The organism is Paracoccus sp. (in: a-proteobacteria) (genome assembly GCF_039808215.1).
Lineage (GTDB): Bacteria > Pseudomonadota > Alphaproteobacteria > Rhodobacterales > Rhodobacteraceae > Paracoccus.
The window spans coordinates 76,003-93,702 of the sequence record NZ_JBDHSP010000004.1; the positions used below are offsets into that span (position 1 = coordinate 76,003).

Annotated in this window: 17 protein-coding genes; 11 read left to right on the forward strand and 6 right to left on the reverse strand. The window is 69.5% G+C overall.

Annotated features, from left to right (window positions below):
• The first annotated feature begins 23 nt into the window (after positions 1 to 23).
• From lptF to rsmA, 6 genes are read left to right on the forward strand one after another with little or no spacing between them, the layout of a single operon-like run.
• Entirely contained in the window at positions 24 to 1,157 is a 1,134-nt protein-coding gene (gene lptF / locus WMK75_RS02760) for an LPS export ABC transporter permease LptF (RefSeq protein WP_347266130.1), read from the forward strand.
• A complete protein-coding gene (gene lptG, locus WMK75_RS02765) occupies positions 1,154 to 2,275 on the forward strand; it encodes an LPS export ABC transporter permease LptG (RefSeq protein ID WP_347266131.1) in 1,122 nt (373 codons plus the stop codon). Before lptF ends, lptG begins: the two co-directional genes overlap by 4 nt.
• Complete coding sequence (gene lptD, locus WMK75_RS02770) at positions 2,272 to 4,665, forward strand: LPS assembly protein LptD (protein WP_347266132.1); 2,394 nt, start codon at positions 2,272 to 2,274, stop codon at positions 4,663 to 4,665. Before lptG ends, lptD begins: the two co-directional genes overlap by 4 nt.
• A gap of 31 nt (positions 4,666 to 4,696) precedes the next feature.
• The gene (locus WMK75_RS02775) at positions 4,697 to 5,971 is read left to right on the forward strand and encodes a peptidylprolyl isomerase (RefSeq protein ID WP_347266133.1); all 1,275 of its coding nucleotides are present in this window, start codon (positions 4,697 to 4,699) and stop codon (positions 5,969 to 5,971) included.
• A 36-nt stretch (positions 5,972 to 6,007) separates the two neighbouring features.
• Complete coding sequence (pdxA, locus tag WMK75_RS02780; protein WP_347266134.1) at positions 6,008 to 6,976, forward strand: 4-hydroxythreonine-4-phosphate dehydrogenase PdxA; 969 nt, start codon at positions 6,008 to 6,010, stop codon at positions 6,974 to 6,976.
• A complete protein-coding gene (gene rsmA, locus WMK75_RS02785) occupies positions 6,973 to 7,821 on the forward strand; it encodes a 16S rRNA (adenine(1518)-N(6)/adenine(1519)-N(6))-dimethyltransferase RsmA (RefSeq protein WP_347266135.1) in 849 nt (282 codons plus the stop codon). Before pdxA ends, rsmA begins: the two co-directional genes overlap by 4 nt.
• A gap of 6 nt (positions 7,822 to 7,827) precedes the next feature.
• On the opposite strand, the gene WMK75_RS02790 is transcribed toward rsmA, so the two are convergent.
• From WMK75_RS02790 to prfA, 3 genes are all read right to left on the reverse strand, one after another.
• Positions 7,828 to 8,613 carry a DUF4167 domain-containing protein gene (locus tag WMK75_RS02790; protein WP_347266136.1) on the reverse strand — a complete coding sequence of 262 codons (786 nt, stop codon included), beginning with the start codon at positions 8,611 to 8,613 and terminating at the stop codon, positions 7,828 to 7,830.
• A 242-nt stretch (positions 8,614 to 8,855) separates the two neighbouring features.
• The gene (prmC, locus tag WMK75_RS02795) at positions 8,856 to 9,683 is read right to left on the reverse strand and encodes a peptide chain release factor N(5)-glutamine methyltransferase (RefSeq protein WP_347266137.1); all 828 of its coding nucleotides are present in this window, start codon (positions 9,681 to 9,683) and stop codon (positions 8,856 to 8,858) included.
• A 1-nt stretch (position 9,684) separates the two neighbouring features.
• The gene (prfA, locus tag WMK75_RS02800) at positions 9,685 to 10,740 is read right to left on the reverse strand and encodes a peptide chain release factor 1 (RefSeq protein WP_347266138.1); all 1,056 of its coding nucleotides are present in this window, start codon (positions 10,738 to 10,740) and stop codon (positions 9,685 to 9,687) included.
• A 144-nt stretch (positions 10,741 to 10,884) separates the two neighbouring features.
• Between prfA and WMK75_RS02805 the strand changes: the two genes are divergently transcribed.
• Positions 10,885 to 11,964 carry a cytochrome-c peroxidase gene (locus tag WMK75_RS02805; protein WP_347266139.1) on the forward strand — a complete coding sequence of 360 codons (1,080 nt, stop codon included), beginning with the start codon at positions 10,885 to 10,887 and terminating at the stop codon, positions 11,962 to 11,964.
• Positions 11,965 to 12,042: 78 nt separating this feature from the next.
• Here the strand turns inward: WMK75_RS02805 and WMK75_RS02810 are convergent, their stop codons facing one another.
• A complete protein-coding gene (locus tag WMK75_RS02810) occupies positions 12,043 to 12,303 on the reverse strand; it encodes a YceI family protein (RefSeq protein ID WP_347266140.1) in 261 nt (86 codons plus the stop codon).
• A 265-nt stretch (positions 12,304 to 12,568) separates the two neighbouring features.
• Between WMK75_RS02810 and rpsF the strand changes: the two genes are divergently transcribed.
• The 4 genes from rpsF (at position 12,569) to WMK75_RS02830 (ending at position 14,491) form a co-directional block, all read left to right on the forward strand.
• Positions 12,569 to 13,003, forward strand: a complete 435-nt coding sequence (rpsF, locus tag WMK75_RS02815; protein ID WP_347266141.1) for a 30S ribosomal protein S6 — start codon at positions 12,569 to 12,571, stop codon at positions 13,001 to 13,003.
• A gap of 19 nt (positions 13,004 to 13,022) precedes the next feature.
• Positions 13,023 to 13,250: a 30S ribosomal protein S18 gene (gene rpsR, locus WMK75_RS02820; RefSeq protein WP_011747229.1), complete on the forward strand. Its 228-nt coding sequence runs from the start codon at positions 13,023 to 13,025 to the stop codon at positions 13,248 to 13,250.
• 12 nt (positions 13,251 to 13,262) lie between these two features.
• A complete protein-coding gene (rplI, locus tag WMK75_RS02825) occupies positions 13,263 to 13,847 on the forward strand; it encodes a 50S ribosomal protein L9 (RefSeq protein WP_347266142.1) in 585 nt (194 codons plus the stop codon).
• 143 nt (positions 13,848 to 13,990) lie between these two features.
• Positions 13,991 to 14,491, forward strand: a complete 501-nt coding sequence (locus WMK75_RS02830; protein WP_347266143.1) for a hypothetical protein — start codon at positions 13,991 to 13,993, stop codon at positions 14,489 to 14,491.
• Between the two features lie 65 nt (positions 14,492 to 14,556).
• Here the strand turns inward: WMK75_RS02830 and tig are convergent, their stop codons facing one another.
• Positions 14,557 to 15,891, reverse strand: coding sequence for a trigger factor (gene tig / locus WMK75_RS02835; protein WP_347266144.1), 1,335 nt, complete (start codon positions 15,889 to 15,891; stop codon positions 14,557 to 14,559).
• 445 nt (positions 15,892 to 16,336) lie between these two features.
• Positions 16,337 to 17,662, reverse strand: coding sequence for a glutamate--tRNA ligase (gene gltX, locus WMK75_RS02840; RefSeq protein WP_347266145.1), 1,326 nt, complete (start codon positions 17,660 to 17,662; stop codon positions 16,337 to 16,339).
• Between the last annotated feature and the right edge of the window lie 38 nt (positions 17,663 to 17,700).

The following is a 17,700-nucleotide window of genomic DNA, read 5'->3' on the forward strand; positions in this document are numbered from 1 at the left end:
CAGCCGAGCCATCGAAAGCCGCCATGCCCCGCATCGACCGCTACATCCTGTCGCAGTTCATGACCCTGTTCGGGTTCTTTGCGCTGGTGCTGGTCTCGGTCTACTGGATCAACCGCGCGGTGTCGCTGTTCGAGCAGCTGATCTCGGACGGGCAGACGGCGCTGGTGGTGCTGGAGTTCACCGCGCTGACGCTGCCGGTGGTGATCTCGGTGGTGCTGCCGATCGCGGCCTTTGTCGCCAGCGCCTATGGCACCAACCGCCTGGCGGGGGAATCGGAACTGGTGGCGATGCAGGCCGCGGGCATGTCGCCCTGGCGGCTGGCGCGGCCGGTGCTGGTCTTTGGCATCCTGGTCGGGCTGATGGTGGCGCTGCTGGTGCATTCCATCGTGCCCATGGCGCGCGCGCGGCTGACCGACCGCCAGGCCGAGATCGCGCAGAACGTGACCGCGCAATTCCTGCGCGCCGGCAGCTTTCAATATCCGGCGCGCGGGGTCACGCTGTTCATCCGCGACATTGCCGCGGACGGGCGGCTGCTGGATTTCTTCCTTGAGGACGCGCGCAAGCCGGGCGACGAGATGACCTATACCGCGACCGAGGCGCTGCTGGTCAGGACCGATGCCGGCCCGCGCCTGGTGCTGATGCAGGGCATGGTGCAGAACCTGCGCCACGCCGACGGCCGCCAAAGCCTGTCGGTCACGCGCTTTTCCGAACTGGCCTATGACCTCGGCGGGCTGATCGACGCCGATGCGACGCGCCAGCGCGACCTGCGCGCCTATCCGACGCTGCGGCTGCTGGACCCCGACCCGGAACTGCTGGAACTGACCGGCGCCACCCGCGACAAGGCCCTGGCCGAGGCGCATGAGCGCCTGGCCCGGCCGCTGCAGGCGCCGGTCGCGGCGATGCTGGGCTTTGCCATGCTGCTTCTGGGCGGGTTCAGCCGCTTTGGCGTCTGGCGGCAGGTGATCTGGGCGGTAGTGGCGCTGATCGTCGTGCAATTCCTGGCCACCGCCGCGGAGAACCAGGTCGCGGGCGATGCCTCGCGCTGGCCGCTGATCTATCTTTCACCCGCGGTCGGGGCGGCGATCGCAGCCATGGTGCTGTGGCTGGCGGCAAGGCCCAGACGGGCGCGCGCGGGCGCGGGCGGGGGGGCGGCATGATCCTGTCGGCCTATGTCGCGCGCCGCTTCCTGCGCATGTTCCTGCTGGTCGCGGCGATCTTTGCCGCCATCCTGTTCCTGATCGACATCGTCGAGCAGATCCGCCGCTTTGCCGATGAGGACATCGGCCTTTCCGGCGCCGCGCTGCTGTCGCTGCTCAACATCACCGCCAGCTTCTATTCCATCTTGCCGCTGATCACCGTGCTGGCGGGAATCGCGCTGTTTCTGGGCCTGGCGCGCAGTTCCGAACTGGTGGCGATCCGCGCCTCGGGGCGTTCGGGGTTGCGGGTGCTGGCGGCGCCGGCGCTGAGCGCGGCGCTGCTGGGGGCGCTGGCGGTGGCGGTGCTGAACCCGATGGTGGCCGCGACAACCAAGCGCTATGACGATGCGGTGGCCAGCCTGAAAAGCGGCGCCGGCCAGACGGTCAGCGTCGGTGCCAATGCCGTGTGGATGCGCCAGGCGCTGCCCGACCCGGCCGACGCCGTGGATGCGGGCAGCGGCCAGGTGGTGATCCGCGCCAACCGCGCCAGCCCGGACGCGACCACGCTTTACGGCGCGACCTTCACCGTCTTTGCCCCCGGGCTTGGCCCGACGCGCCGCATCGACGCCGCAAAGGCGCATCTGACCGAAGGGGCCTGGGTGCTGAGCGACACCAAGGAATGGCCGCTGACGCAACCCAATCCCGAGGTCATGGCCCAGTCCGCGCCGCGGCTGGAACTGCCCACCGACCTGACCGCGGCCCGCATCCGCGACAGTTTCGGCCGGCCCGAGGCGATCCCGGTCTGGCAATTGCCGGAATTCATCCGCGGGCTGGAGCGCGCCGGCTTTTCGGCCCGCCGGCACCAGGTCTGGTTCCAGATGGAGCTGGCGCGGCCGCTGCTGCTGGCGGCGATGGTCGCCATCGCCGCCGCCTTCACCATGCGTCACATGCGTGGACGCCGGGTCGGGCTGCTGGTGCTTGCCGCCTTTGGCTGCGGCATCGGCCTGTTCTTCCTGCGCAACCTGGCGCAGGTGCTGGGCGACAGCGGCGGCATCACGCCGGTGCTGGCGGGCTGGGCGCCGCCAATCGTGGCGCTGCTCTTTGCGCTTGGGGCGCTGCTGCGCCTGGAGGACGGATGATGGTTGCACGAACCCGAAGGCTTGCCGCCGGGGTTGCCACGGCGCTGCTGGCGGCGGCGCTGCTGGCGGCGGCGCTGCCCGGCGCGGTGCTGGCGCAAAGCCTGACACCCGAGGGCCAGACCCTGCCTGCCCAGGGCTCGGCCGATGTGTTCCTGCGCCGCACCGCGCGACCGGCACTGGCACCGACGCAGGGCCAGGACGACGACATCCGCCCCTCGGACGGCACGGAACTGTTGGGCACGCCCCGGGTCGCGGAGGGGCGCGACGCGCTGCGCATCTCGCCCTCTGCGGATGCCGCCTCCCCGGGCAGCCCGGCCACGCTGCTGGCCGACCAGGTGGTGCTGGACGCGGGCAAGACGCTGACCGCCTCGGGCGGGGTGGTGATCTGGTATCAGGGCACACGGCTGGTCGCCTCGCGGGTGATCTACGACACCGAAAGCGGCTCGGCGGTGATCGAGGGGCCGATCCATCTGACCCAGCCGGCGCTGGCCGGCACGGCGCAGGAAACCATCCTGATCGCCGACAGCGCGGAACTGGCGCCGAACCTGCAGGACGGCATCCTGCGCGGCGCCCGGCTGGTGCTGGCGCGCGAGATGCAGATGGCCGCGCGCCAGATGCGCCGCAGCGAGGCCGGCGCCGTCACCCGGCTGGACAATGTCGTGGCCTCGAGCTGCCAGATCTGCGCCGAGGACCCGATCCCCTTGTGGGAGATCCGCGCCCGCGCCATCACCCATGACGCCCGCACCCGCCAGCTGCATTTCGACCGCCCGCAGCTGCGCGCCCTCGGGGTGCCGATCATCAGCCTGCCCTGGCTGACCGCCCCCGACCCCGGCGTCGAGCGCATGACCGGCTTCCTGCGCCCCGAGTTCCGCACCACCTCGGGGCTGGGCTTCGGCATCAAGCTACCCTATTTCATCACCCTGGGCGATCACGCCGACCTGACCGCAACGCCCTATGTCGCCGCCAGCCGCACGCGGACGCTGGAGCTGCGCTATCGCCAGGCCTTCCGCAACGGCGCCATGGAATGGAACGGCGCCCTGTCGCGCGACGACATCGAAAGCGGGCGCACGCGCGGCTATCTGTTCGGCGCCGCGCGGTTCGAACTGCCGCGCGGCTATCAGCTGGGGCTGCAGGTGCAGATGGCCAGCAACCGCGCCTATCTGCTGGATTACGACATCACCACAGCCGACCGGCTGTGGAGCGGCGTGACGCTGGAACGCGTGCGCCGCGACCGCATGCTGACCGCGCGCATCGGCAATTACGAATCGCTGCGCGACGACGAGCCGGACGAGCTGACCCCCTCGCTGGTGGCGGATGCGCGCTGGCAGCGGCGCTGGCAGCCCTCGGGCCTTGGCGGCATCGCGCAGCTGGAATGGTCGCTGCACGGGCACCGCCGCTCCTCGGGGCAGGACCTGCTTGGGCGCGACATGGCGCGCGGCTCGGTCGGTTTCGGCTGGCGCCGGCAAGAGGTGCTGGCGGGCGGGCTGGTCGGCGCCCTGCAGGGCCGCATCGACGCCGACATCTATCGCATCAACCAGGACAGCCGCTTCGAGGACTGGGTGGTGCGCGCCAATCCGGTGCTGGCGGCGGCGCTCTACTGGCCGTTCGCCCGCCACGAGGGCGGCGTCACCCATGTCATCGAGCCGGTGCTGCAGCTGATCTGGTCGCCCGAGCGCGACCCCGAGGACGAGGTGCCGAACGAGGACAGCCGCCTGATCGAATTCGACGAGGGCAACCTGTTCGCGCTGAACCGCTTTCCCGGCTGGGACGCGCGGGAATCGGGACTGCGCGCCAATCTGGGCATCGGCTGGACGCGCATCGACCCGGCGGGCTGGTCCATCGGCCTGACCGCCGGCCGGGTGCTGCGCAGCGAGCCGGACCTGGCCTTTGGCGACAGCGGCCCGCTGGGCGGCAAGCGCTCGGACTGGCTGCTGGCGGCGCATTACGCCGGTGCCAACGGGCTGGCCATTGCCAACCGCGCGCTGTTTGACGACAGTTTCTCGATCAGCCGCGACGAATTGCGCCTGGGCTGGTTCCGGCCCGGGCTGCAGGTCTCGGCCGGCTATCTGTGGCTTGATTCGGACCGGCGCGAGACTCGCGAAAGCGATGTGTCGGAACTGACCGCGACCGCTGGCTGGCAGGTCTCGGACGGCTGGTGGGCCAGCGCCGAGACGCGCTACGACTTCAACGCCGACCGGGCGCAGATGGCGCAGCTGGGGCTGCAATACCGCAACGAATGCGTGACACTCGAGATGTCGGTGCAGCGCCGCTTCACCTCCTCGGCCGAGCTTCGCTCGGACACCAGCTTCGATCTTGGCATCCGGCTGGGCGGTTTCGGCAAGCGGAAAGCCGGTCCGGGAACGGTGGCGCGCCGCGCGTGCCTGCGCTAAGGTCCGGCGAAACGATGCGGCGAGGGAAGTGATGCGCGCTATTCTTCTGGGGGCGGCCATGGCCGCGATTCTGGCCGGAACCGGACCGTCGGCGGCGCTGGCGCAAGGCAATCCCTTTCAGCCGCTGGTCTATGTGAACGATGCGGCCGTCACCCGCTTTGAACTGGACCAGCGCATGCGCTTCATGCAACTGCTGCGCGCGCCGCAGACCGACGCCGCCTCGGTCGAGCGCTCGCTGATCGACGACCGGCTGCGCAGCGCCGCCGCGCGGCAGATGGGCATCACCGCCACGCAGGAACAGATCGACGCCGGGCTGGCAGAATTCGCCAGCCGCGGCAACATGGCCGTCGAGGATTTCGTGGCCGAACTGGGCCGCGCCGGCATCGAGCGCCAGGCGTTTCGCGATTTCGTGGTCTCGGGCGTGGTCTGGCGCGAGGTGGTGCGCCAGCGCGTGGTGCCGCAGGTGCGCGTCACCGATGCCGAGGTCGACCAGGAAATGCGCCGCATCATCGAGACGCCGCAGGTCACCCATGTCGCGCTGTCGGAACTGATCATCCCCGCCCCCCCGGGGCAGGAGGACCAGGCGATGGAACTGGCGGAATCGCTGGCAGCCGACATCCGCTCCGAGGCCGATTTCGCCGCCGCCGCCCGGCGCCATTCCGCCACCCCCTCGGCCGATGCCGGCGGGCGCCTGCCCTGGACGCCGCTGGCGAACCTGCCCCCGGCGCTGCGGCCGCTGCTGCTGGCGATGAAGCCGGGCCAGGTCAGCCAGCCCCTGACCGTGCAGGGCGCGGTGGTGCTGTTCTTCCTGCGCGACACCCGCGGCAGCCTGCGCCCGGGAGCCGGCGAACAGGTGCTGGACTATGTGCGCTTCCGCCTCGCCAGCGAGGCCGAGGCCCGGCGCGTCGCCGCGCTTTCCGACAGCTGCGCCGATCTTTTCGTGCATGCGCGCGGCCTGCCCGCCGAGCAGATCCAGCGCCAGACCCTGCCGCAGGGCCGCATCCCGACCGGCGACGCGCTGCGCCTTGCCACGCTCGATGACAACGAAATCAGCATCGTCACCTATGGCGGCGCGGTCGATCTGCTGATGCTGTGCAGCCGCAAGCCGGCGCTGCTGGCCGCCGAGACGGCACCCGCCCCCGAGGCCGCCCCGGTGCCCGCCGGCAGCGTGCCGCCTCCGCCCGACCCCAATGCGCTGCCCGACCGTGAACAGGTCCGGCGCGAGTTGTTCAACCGCAAGATCAACCTCGCCGCGGATGCCTATCTGGCCGAGCTTCGCGCCGATGCCATCATCCGGCGGCCATAAGCCGGGGTCGCACCGCGCGCCAATGGACAGGACAGCATGCGCAATCCCCTTCCCATCATCCTGACCTGCGGCGAGCCCGCCGGCATCGGGCCGGAACTGGCGCCGCTGGCGCTGGGTGCGGGCGTGCCGCTGGTCTATCTGGGCGATCCGCGGCACCTGCCGGCGGGCACCGCCTGGACCGAGGTCGCCTCGCCCGCCGATGCCCTGCCCACGGACCGGCTGGCGGTGTTGCGTCACGACTTTCCCGCCCCGGCCCGGCCCGGCCGGCCCGATCCGGCCAATGCCGCCACCGTCGTCGCGGTCATCGCGCGCGCCGCCCGGCTGGCGCTGGCCGGCCAGGCGGGCGGCATCTGCACCCTGCCGATCAGCAAGGAGGCGCTGAAGCGTGGCGCCGGCTTTGCCTTTCCCGGCCATACCGAGTATCTGGCGCATCTGGCCGGCGATGTGCCGGTGGCGATGATGCTGGCCTCGACCAATGCCGAGCCGCCCTGCCGGGTGGTGCCGGTCACCATCCACATCGCGCTGAGCGAGGTGCCGGCGGCGCTGACCCCCGCCGCGCTCGAGGCGGCGATCCGCATCACCGATGCCGCGCTGCGCCGCGATTTCGGCCTGGCCGCGCCGCGGCTGGCGATCGCCGGCCTGAACCCCCACGCGGGCGAGGGCGGCAGCATGGGCGATGAGGAACTGCGCTGGATCGCACCCCTGGTCGCGCGCCTGCGGTCCGAGGGCCTTGCGCTGAGCGGCCCGCTGCCCGCCGACACCATGTTCCACCCTGCCGCGCGCCGCCGCTACGACGCGGCGATCTGCGCCTATCACGACCAGGCGCTGATCCCGATCAAGACGCTGGATTTCGCGGGCGGGGTGAATGTGACGCTGGGCCTGCCCTTCGTGCGCACCTCGCCCGACCATGGCACCGCCTTCGACATCGCCGGCAAGGGGCTGGCCGATCCGGCCAGCACGATCGCGGCGCTGCGCATGGCCTGGGACATGGCAGGCCGGCGATGAGCGCTATCGACGGCCTGCCGCCGCTGCGCGAGGTGATCGCCCGCCACGACCTGCGGGCGAAAAAGCAGCTTGGGCAGAATTTCCTGCTGGACCTGAACCTGACCGCCAAGATCGCGCGCGCCGCGGGCGATCTGTCGGGCTGCGACGTGATCGAGGTCGGCCCCGGCCCCGGCGGCCTGACCCGCGGGCTGCTGGCCGAGGGCGCGCGCCGGGTGCTGGCGATCGAGAAGGACGCGCGCGCCCTGCCGGCGCTGGCCGAGATCGCCGCGGCCTATCCGGGGCGGCTGCAGGTGGTCCATGGCGACGCGCTCGAGGTCGATCCGCTGGCGCATCTGGTGCCGCCGATCCGCATCGTGGCGAACCTGCCCTATAATGTCGGCACCGAACTGCTGATCCGCTGGCTGACGCCCGCCGCCTGGCCACCCTTCTGGCAGTCGCTGACGCTGATGTTCCAGAAAGAGGTGGCCGAGCGCATCGTGGCGCGGCCCGGCGGCAAGGCCTATGGCCGGCTGGCGGTGCTGGCGCGATGGCGCTCGGAGGCAAGGATCGTGATGACGCTGCCGCCCGAGGCCTTTGTCCCCGCGCCCAAGATCCATTCCGCGGTGGTGCATCTGACCGCCCTGCCCGCGCCGCGCTATCCGGCCGATCCGGCGCTGCTGGGCCGCGTCGTAGCGGCGGGCTTCAACCAGCGGCGCAAGATGCTGCGTGCCTCGCTGAAGGGGCTGCATCCGCGGATCGAGGATCTGCTGCTTGAGGCCGGGATCGCCCCGACCGCCCGGGCCGAAGAGATCGCGCTTGAGCAGTTCTGCGCGCTGGCGCGGGGACTGGCCGCCGCGCCGCGCTGAGGGCTGTCACTCGCCGGTGACCTTGTCCGGCGCCGGGGCGTCGCTGCCCTCGGCCGGCTTCTTGCGGCTGCGCGGGGCGGCGCCGGTGGCGGCGCGCGTGCGGCGACGCGGCGCCGGGGCTGCATCGGCCTCGGCCGTCTCGGCGGGCTGCGGCGCGGCCTCTGCCGCCTCGGCGGGCTGCGGCGCGGCCTCTGCCGCCTCGACGGGCTGCGGTGCGGCCTCGGCGGCAATGGCCGGCTCGGCCGGCGGCGGCGTCACCGGCGCGGGTTCGCGCAGGGCGCTTTCGGGCGTGGCGACCGGACCCGTGGCCTCGTCCGCGGAAATCACCGGCGGCAGGCCGCCCTCGGTCCGGGGCTCGGCGCGGTCCTGGCCGCGGGCATGCGGCTGGCGGTCCTCGCGGCGCTCGTCCCGGCGATGGTCGCGGCGGTCCTCGCGCGGTTCATGGCGCCCGCCCTGCGGCGGGCCGGCGCTGTCGCCATTGCCATTGCCCTCGTCGCGGGTGTCGTCGTCGCGCTGGAACGGCTGGCTCTGCTGGCGCTCGGCCTGCTCGCGCTGCGCCTCGCCCAGCATGCGGGTGTAATGTTCGGCATGCTGCAGAAAGCTCTGCTCGGCAACGCGGTCGTTCGAGAGCTGCGCGTCGCGGGCGAGCGTCAGGTATTTCTCGATGATCTGCTGGGGCGTGCCCCGCACCTTGCCCTCGGGGCCCGAGGAATCGAAGACACGGTTGACGACATTGCCCAAGGTGCGCTGGCGGTTAGACTTGTTGCGCGAACGGGATTTGGATGATCTCATCAGCTTGTATGTCAGTTTCTGCCGGGATATCGGGCCGGCTGAGGTTGGGGTCAGAGCCGCGGCGGAACGCGCCGTGGGAGGTTGCGCCTGGCGCGTTTCCCACATGGCCTGCTGGATTCTGAGCAATGTTGACCCGTGCGTGGGCGGCGAGCCCCCGTCACATCTGCGAATAAACATGCTGCAGCGCCGCTTACAAGCGGAAATTTCGCCGCAACCGGCAAAACCTGCCGATCTCTGCCGGTTCAGCCCGGCTTGCGCGCCCAGACGACGCGATCGCGCCCGTCCAGATCGGCCAGGATGCGGGGATCGGCCAGGCCGGCTTGGCGCATCAGCGCCGCCACCGCCTGCCCCTGGCTCGGGCCGATCTCGACCATCAGCCGGCCCTTCGGCGCCAGATGCGCCGGGGCGCCCATGGCGATGGCGCGATAGGCCGAAAGCCCGTCGGCGCCATCGGTCAGGGCCTGCACCGGTTCCCAGTCGCGGACCTCGGGTGCCAGAGCGGGCATCTCGGCCAGGGCGATATAGGGCGGATTCGACACGATCAGGTCGAAACTGCCGGTAACCGCCTGGAACCAGTCCGACTGCAGGAACTCGGCCCGGACGCCGATGGCGGCCGCGTTCTGGCGCGCCACCACCAGCGCCGCGGCCGAGATGTCGGTGGCCATGCCCCGCGCCGCCGGGCGCTCCGCCAGCAGCGAGATCAGGATGGCGCCAGTGCCGGTGCCAAGGTCCAGCACCGCGGCAAAGGGCTCGGCCAGCGCCGCCTCGACCAGGGTTTCGGTGTCCGGGCGCGGGTCAAGCGTATCCCGGGTCACGCGGAATTCATGCTTCCAGAAGGCGCGGCGGCCAAGGATCTGGCTGACCGGCTGGCGCGCCGCCCGGGCGGCCAGCGCCGCGCCATAGGCGCGCAGCGCGGCGGGCGGCAGCGGCGCGGCAAGGGCGGTGCCCAACTGGTGGCGCGCCAGCCCCAGCGCATGCGCCATGAGCAGCCGGGCATCATTCGCGGCATCGGGCACGCCGGCGGCCGCAAGCCGCGCGGCGCCGGCGCGCAGCGCCTCGGCCCCGGTCATCTCAGCCCTCCTGCGCGGCCAGGCGCGCGGCCTGGTCATGGGCCAGAAGCGCATCGACGATCTCGACCAGATCGCCCGCCATGATGCGGTCAAGCGCGTAAAGCGTCAGCCCGATGCGATGGTCGGTCATCCGCCCTTGCGGGAAATTATAGGTGCGGATGCGTTCCGACCGGTCGCCCGAACCCACCTGCGAGCGGCGGTCCGCGGCACGTTCGGCATCGGCGCGCGAGCGTTCCAGATCGTAAAGCCGCGCGCGCAGCACCGCCATGGCATTGGCACGGTTCTGGTGCTGGGATTTCTCGCTGCTGGTCACCACGATGCCGGTCGGAAGGTGGGTGATGCGCACCGCCGAATCGGTGGTGTTCACATGCTGCCCGCCAGCACCCGAGGCGCGCATGGTGTCGATGCGGATGTCGCCGGCGGGGATGTCGATATCGACCTCCTCGGCCTCGGGCAGCACGGCGACGGTGGCGGCGCTGGTGTGGATGCGCCCGCCCGATTCGGTTTCCGGTACGCGCTGTACCCGATGCACGCCGGATTCGTATTTCATCCGGGCAAAGACACCCTCGCCGGCGATCCGCGCCACCGCCTCGCGCACGCCGCCCAGGTCGGATTCGGCCAGTTCAAGCATCTGGAAATCCCAGCCCTGCGATTCGGCAAAGCGGCGATACATCGACAGCAGATCGCCTGCGAACAGCGCCGCCTCCTCGCCGCCGGTGCCGGGGCGGATCTCGAGGATGGCGGGGCGTGCATCCGCCGCATCGCGCGGCAGCAGGGCGACGCGCAGGGCATGCTCCAGATCCGGCAGGGCGGCGCGCAGCCGCGCCAGCTCGTCCTCGGCCAGTTCGCGCATTTCGGGGTCGGCCAGCATGGCCTGCGCCTCGGCGATGCCATCCAGCGCGTCGCGCCATTCGGCGATCTGGACCACGACCGGCTTCAGCTCGGCATATTCGCGGCCGATGGCGGCGATTTCCTCGGGCGCCGGGCCATCGTTCAGCCGCGCTTCGAGATATTCGAAACGCTCGACGATGCGGGAAAGGCGATCCTGCGGCAGCATGGCCGGGGAATTAGCCGCTGCGCCGGCGGGCGGCAAGGTGGAACCGCGCCGCGACTGACCTGGATCAACGCGCCGTCCGGCCGATTGGCGCAGAATCGCCATGACGCGCGAGCCACGAACCTGTCACCGACGGAGGAACCAGAAGTGAGTTTCGTCCCCCTGCTGACCGCCACGAGCCTGGCCCTGGCCGCATTGCCGGCCATGGCGCAGGACGCAGCCATCGATAGCAGTGCGCTGCGCGACGAGGCCAGGGCCGTGCTCGAGGCGATCCCCGCCGAGATCACCGCCATCAAGAAGACCGAGGACAATCCCGAGGGCATCGCCCTGACCGCCGAGAAGATCGACCTGGGCCGGGTACTGTTCTTTGACCCGCGCATGTCGCGCTCGGGGTTGATCTCGTGCCAGACCTGCCACAACGTCGGGCTCGGCGGCGTGGACGGCCTGCCGACATCGGTCGGGCATGGCTGGCAACGGGGGCCGAGGAACGCCCCGACCATGCTGAACGCCATCTTCAACGCGGCGCAGTTCTGGGATGGCCGCGCGCCCGACCTGGCCGAGCAGGCCAAGGGTCCGGTGCAGGCCGGCGTCGAGATGAGCAACACGCCCGACGATCTGGTCAAGACGCTGAAATCCATGTCGGAATATGTCGACGCCTTCCAGACCGCCTTCCCCGGCGACAACGACCCGGTGAATTTCGACAATTTCGCGGCCGCGATCGAGCAGTTCGAGGCGACGCTGATCACCCCGCGCGGCGCCTTCGACCGCTTCCTGGCCGGCGATGACGCGGCGATGACCGATCAGGAAAAGCGCGGGTTGCAGGCGTTCATGGATACCGGCTGCATCGCCTGCCATTACGGCATGAACTTCGGCGGGCAGGATTACTATCCTTTCGGGCTGGTGGCCAAACCCGGCGCCGAGGTGCTGCCCGTCGGCGACACCGGCCGCTTCGAGGTCACCAAGACCGTGAACGACGAATATGTCTTCCGCGCCGCGCCGCTGCGCAACGTGGCACTGACCGCGCCCTATTTCCACTCGGGCGTGGTCTGGAACCTGCGCGAGGCGGTGCAGATCATGTCCTCGTCGCAGCTCGGCACCGAACTGGCGGGCGATCAGGTCGATGACATCGTGGCCTTCCTGCAGACGCTGACCGGCGAGCAGCCGCAGATCACCCATCCGATCCTGCCGGTGCGCAGCGACGACACGCCGTTGCCGGCGCCGATGTAACCACGGGATCGGCCCCTGCCGCCCGACATGGAAAGGCCCCCGTCCGGGGGCCTTTCTTTGGTCCGGATCCGGTCGAGATCAGCCAGCCTGGCCGGCCATCGGATGCGGCCCGCGCTGGTTCAGCTCGACCTCCAGCACCACGGGCTTGGTCACGCCGTTCAGCGTCAGATCGCCGGCCACGCCGTTGATGATGCCCGTGCTGGTCGAAAAGCCCAGATGCTTGTAATCGAACACCGCCCGGCTGTGCGACGGATCGAAGTCGAAGGCGACCGGCTCGGCCATGGCACTGGTGGCGCCCAGCAGGGCCAGGACGGCGGCAGGGGCGAAAAGGCGTTTCATGCAGGACTCCCGATCGATTTGGCCATGAATTGAGCCCACAGGGAATGCACCCGAGACAACATGGGTCTCCTTGCAACGGCCTGACAATTTCGGGTGACGGCAGCCAGGGCGGAACCCCGCCCAGACCCGGTTTCGCCTTGCATTCGCGGCATGACTCGCTATAAGGCCGCATCCTTCCGCAAATGCGAAACCGGCGCAGCCTCTCGTGGCGGGGCGCGGAAAGGATGTCCCGCCGTTGAAATGCGCCCTGAAAAAAGGTGAATGCATGCCGCTTTACGAGCATGTGCTGATCGCCCGCCAGGACCTGTCGAACACGCAGGCCGAAGGGCTGATCGAACATTTTTCGACCGTTCTTGCCGACAACGGCGGCAAGGTGGTCGACAACGAATACTGGGGTGTGCGCACCCTGGCCTACAAGATCAACAAGAACCGCAAGGGCCATTACGCCTTCCTGCGTTCGGACGCGCCCTCGGCCGCCGTGCAGGAGATGGAGCGCCTCGCCCGCCTGCATGACGACGTGATGCGCGTGCTGACCGTGCGCGTGGACGAGCACAAGGACGGCCCCTCGATCCAGATGCAGAAGCGCGACGAGCGCGAGCGCGGTGATCGTGGCGACCGCGGGGACCGTGGCGATCGCGGCGGCGACCGGGGTGATCGTGGCGAGCGCCGCGAGCGTCGCGACCGCGACGAGCGGAACTGAGGGAAAGGAACCACAGAAAATGGCGAACAAACCCTTCTTCCGCCGCCGGAAAGTCTGCCCCTTCTCGGGCGACAACGCGCCTGCGATCGACTACAAGGACACGCGGCTGCTGCAGCGCTACATCAGCGAACGCGGCAAGATCGTGCCCTCGCGCATCACCGCCGTCTCGGCCAAGAAGCAGCGTGAACTGGCCCGCGCCATCAAGCGCGCCCGCTTCCTCGCCCTGCTTCCCTATGCCGTGAAGTAAGGAGAGACGAACATGCAAGTCATCCTGCTGGAACGTGTGGCCAAGCTGGGCCAGATGGGCGAGGTCGTCCGCGTCAAGGACGGTTTCGCGCGCAACTTCCTTCTGCCGCAGGGCAAGGCGCTGCGCGCCTCGGACGCCAATATCAAGGCATTCGAGGCCCGCAAGGCCGAACTCGCGACCCGCAACGACGAGAGCCGCGCCGATGCCGAGACGATCGCCGAAAAGCTGAACGGCCAAAGCTTCGTCATCATCCGCTCGGCCTCGGACGCCGGCGCGCTTTACGGTTCGGTCACCCCGCGTGACGCCGCCGATGCCGCCAATGCCGAGGGCTTTGCCGTCGAGCGCCGCCAGGTCGTGCTGACCGCGCCGATCAAGGAGCTGGGCCTGCACGAGGTCCGCGTGCACCTGCACCCGGAAGTCGATGCGACCATCACCCTGAACGTCGCCCGTTCGGCCGAAGAGGCCGAACTGCAGGCCACGGGCAAGTCGATCCGGGAACTGGCCGCCGAGGCCGAAGCCGCCGCCGATTTCGAGATCGCGGAACTCTTCGACGAGATCGGCGCCGCCGGCCGCGACGAGGACGAGGACATCCGCTGAGCCCAAAGCGCAGCGAGACCCGAAAACGCGCCGCAACCCGGCGCGTTTTTTCATGCCTGCGGACCGGCGGCGGCAGACGCGGAACATTCGCCGCCGCCGCGGGTTGATCCCGGACGAGATGCCAGCCCGGAAAGCCGCCAGCGATGCCCGACGCCCCGCACGAACCCCAGGATCCTGCCGACGAAACCGCCGCGCGGCCATGGCTGCTTGCGGCGCTGGCCAGTGCGGCGCTGACCGTGGGCGCGGGGCTGGCGCTGCACCGCGCGGCGGGGCGGCCGGCCACCCCGCGCCCCGATCGCGATGGCAAGCCCCCCGGCCCCTCGCTGCTGCAGGAATTCGAGGCGAATGCCGCGCGCATCGCCGGCGGCCTTGACACGGCGCTGCAGGCGCTGGCCGTCGCCCGTCAGGGCCTGGCCTCCGTGGGCAATGGCGGCGCACTGGGCCGCGACCTTGCCGCGATCTCGGATCTCTTGGCGCGGATGCTGGGCCGGCACCCGACGCCCGAAGGGCCAGCGCGGCGCGGCCCGCCGCCCCTGCCCGACCTGCGCGGCGATCCGCTGCTGCGCGACCCTTGGGACGGGCCCGAGGACAGGTCCGAACCCGGCGGTCCGGCCGACCACGACCCGCGGCTGCACCGCCTCTAGCCAAGGTCCGCAAATGCCGAAGGCCGCCCCGGGAGGCGGCCTTCGCAGTCCTGGCCGGGGCCGGATCAGAGTTGGTCCAACGCCTCGATGGCCTTTTCCAGATCGTCCTTGCTGACCGGCTTTTCGGTGACCTTGGCGCCATCGACGATGTGATCGACGACCTTGTCCTCGAAGATCGGCGCGCGCAGTTGTTGCTGCGCCTGCGGGTTTTGCTGGATGAACTCGAAGAAGGCGCGTTCCTGGCCCGGATACTGACGGGCCTGGCGCAGCACGGCCTGGGTCATTTCCTGCTCGCTGACGGTGATCTCGGCCTTCTGGCCGATCTCGGCCAGCAGCAGGCCCAGACGCACACGGCGCTCGGCCAGCGACTTGTGCTCGTCCGAGGGCTCGATCTCGCCGTGGTTGTGACCGTGTTCCTCGGGATGCTCGTCATGCCAGAGCTGATGCGCGATCTGATGCGATTCGGCCTCGACCAGCGATTCGGGCAGGTCGAACTTGACCAGCGCATCCAGCTTGTCGAGCAGTGCCCGCTTGAGCACCTGGCGCGCGGCGCCCTTGAACTCGGCCTCCATGCGCTCGCGGATCTGGCCTTTCAGCGCTTCCAGGCTGTCGGCGCCGAATTTCTTTGCCAGTTCGTCATCCAGTTCGGCGGGTTTCGGCGCCCTCACCGCCTTGACGGTGGTTTCAAAGACCGCGTCCTTGCCGGCCAGGCCCTGGTGCCCATAGTCCTCGGGGAATTTCACCTCGACCCGGACCTCGTCGCCGACCTTGGCACCGGCCAGCTGGTCCTCGAAGCCGGGAATGAAGCTGTTCGAGCCGAGCACCAGCGGATAATCCTCGGCCGAGCCGCCCTCAAAGGCCTCGCCATCGACCATGCCCTTGAAGTCGATCACGATCTGGTCGCCGTCCTTGGCCTTGCTGCCCTTCTTGCGGTCGTCGAAGGTCTGGGCGTTCTTGGCGAGATTCGCCAGCGCCTCATCCACCTGCTCGTCGCTGGCCACCACCACCAGACGCTCAAGCTCGACGCCGGAGAGGTCGGTCTCGGGGATCGCCGGCAGCGCCTCATAGGCGACGGTGACGACGACATCGTCGCCCTCTTTCCAGTCCTCGCCATTGACCATCTCGATGCGGGGCTGCAGGGCGGGACGGTCGCCCGAGCTTTCCAGATGATCGCGCAGCGCCTTGTCGATGGCCTCCTGCATGGCATCGCCCAGAATGCGCTGGCCGAACTGCTTTTTCAGCAGCGCCATCGGCACCTTGCCCTTGCGGAAGCCCTTCATCTCGACCTCGGGCTGGGCCTCTTTCAGCTTGGCATCCACCTGGGCGGCAAGATCGGCCGCCGGCAGCGTGAATTCATAGCCGCGCTTCAGCCCGTCGTTCTGGGTTTCCTTGACCTGCATTTGTCTTCCTTCATCCATCCATGCCGCGGGCCGGGACTGCGCCCCCCGATGCGGCGCCGCAAGGCGCCCCCCGCCTGTCTCAGCGCGCTAGCTATGGGATTTTGCGCGCCATAGCAAGAACCAAGGCAGTCGCGGGGCCAGGCGCGGCACCCGCAAATCCCGCCCGCAACGCCCGGCATGTTGCCGGGCGCAACACCTAACTTTTGGACAAGTTTCCTTTCCCGCACGGCCGGTGCATAAGACAGATGTTCGGTAAGCGGTTTCCTGTTTCACCACCACGTCAAGCGGTTCTCTGGTTATATGTTTCGATCCTGCCGGGTGGGCAGCAGTCCCTGCTCCCACCCATGACGCCCAGCCAGGCCGGACACATTGCCGGCGCAGCAGGCCACGCACATGCAAAAGGCCGCCTCGCCGGGCGGCCTTTTGGTATTCTTGCCGCGTGGCCTCAGCCGCGGGCGCGCACCACCTGCAATAGTGGCATCACCTCGGACATGTCCGGCCCATGCGCCTGCCCGGTCAGCGCCTTTCTCAGCGGCATGAACAGCCCCTTGCCCTTGCGCCCGGTGGCCGCCTTCACCGCATTGGTGAACTCGGCCCAGGTCGCGTCCGTATAGGGCGGCGGCGGCAGCAGCTTCATCGCGTCAGCGATGAAGCCGGCGTCCTCGGGTTCGATCTGCGGCTCGGCCCCTTGCGAGAAGATCTGCCACCAGCCGCCGAGTTCATCCAGCCTGGTGATGTTCTGCGCGGCGACGCGCCAGAAACGCTCGGCCAGATCGTCGGGCACGCCCAGCGTCCTGATGCGCCCGGCGACCTCGGCGAACGGGCGGTGCTGGTTGGCCTCACGGGTCAGCGGCAGCAGTTCCTCGGAGTCGAATTTCGTGGGCGAGGCGCCGAATTGCGACAGATCGAACCCCTCGGCCAATTCGTCCAGCGACATGCGCAAAGCCATCGGCTGCGAGGACCCCAGCCGCGCCATCATCGACAACAGCGCCTCGGGGGCGATGCCGCTTTCGCGCATTTCGCGGATCGAGAGCGCGCCGAGGCGTTTCGACAGTTCCTCGCCCTGCGCGCCTGTGAGCAGGCTGTGATGGGCGAAATTCGGCGGCGTGCCGCCAATTGCGCGGATGATCTGGATCTGGGTCGCGGTATTGGTGACGTGATCGGCGCCGCGCACGATGTCGGTCACGCCCATATCCACGTCATCGACGACCGAGGCGAAGGTGTAAAGCACCTGCCCGTCGGCGCGGATCAGCACCGGATCCGAGACCGAGGCCGCGTCGATCGAGATATGGTGCAGGATTCCGTCCTGCCATTCGATCCGCTCCTGATCCAGCAGGAAGCGCCAGTAGCCGGCGCGGCCCCCGGCGCGCAGCCTGTCCTTGTCCCCGGCGGACAGTTTCAGCCCGGCACGGTCATAGACCGGGGGCTTGCCCATGTTCAGCTGCTTCTTGCGCTTGAGGTCCAGCTCGGTCGGGGTTTCGAACACTTCATACATGCGCCCCGAGGCGCGCAGTTCATCGGCCACCTCGGCATAGCGGTCGAAACGGTCGGACTGGCGCTCCAGCCGGTCCCAGGTCAGGCCCAGCCATTCCAGATCGCGCTGGATGCCGTCGGCATATTCCTGCTTGCTGCGCTCGCGGTCGGTGTCGTCAAGGCGCAGGATGAAGGTGCCGCCGGTCTTGCGCGCGATCAGATGGTTCATCAGCGCGGTGCGCAGGTTGCCCACATGGATGTGGCCGGTCGGCGAAGGGGCGAAACGGGTGGTGGTCATGGCGGTCTCCTGTCGGCTTCGCTCTTTCACAAAGCGCG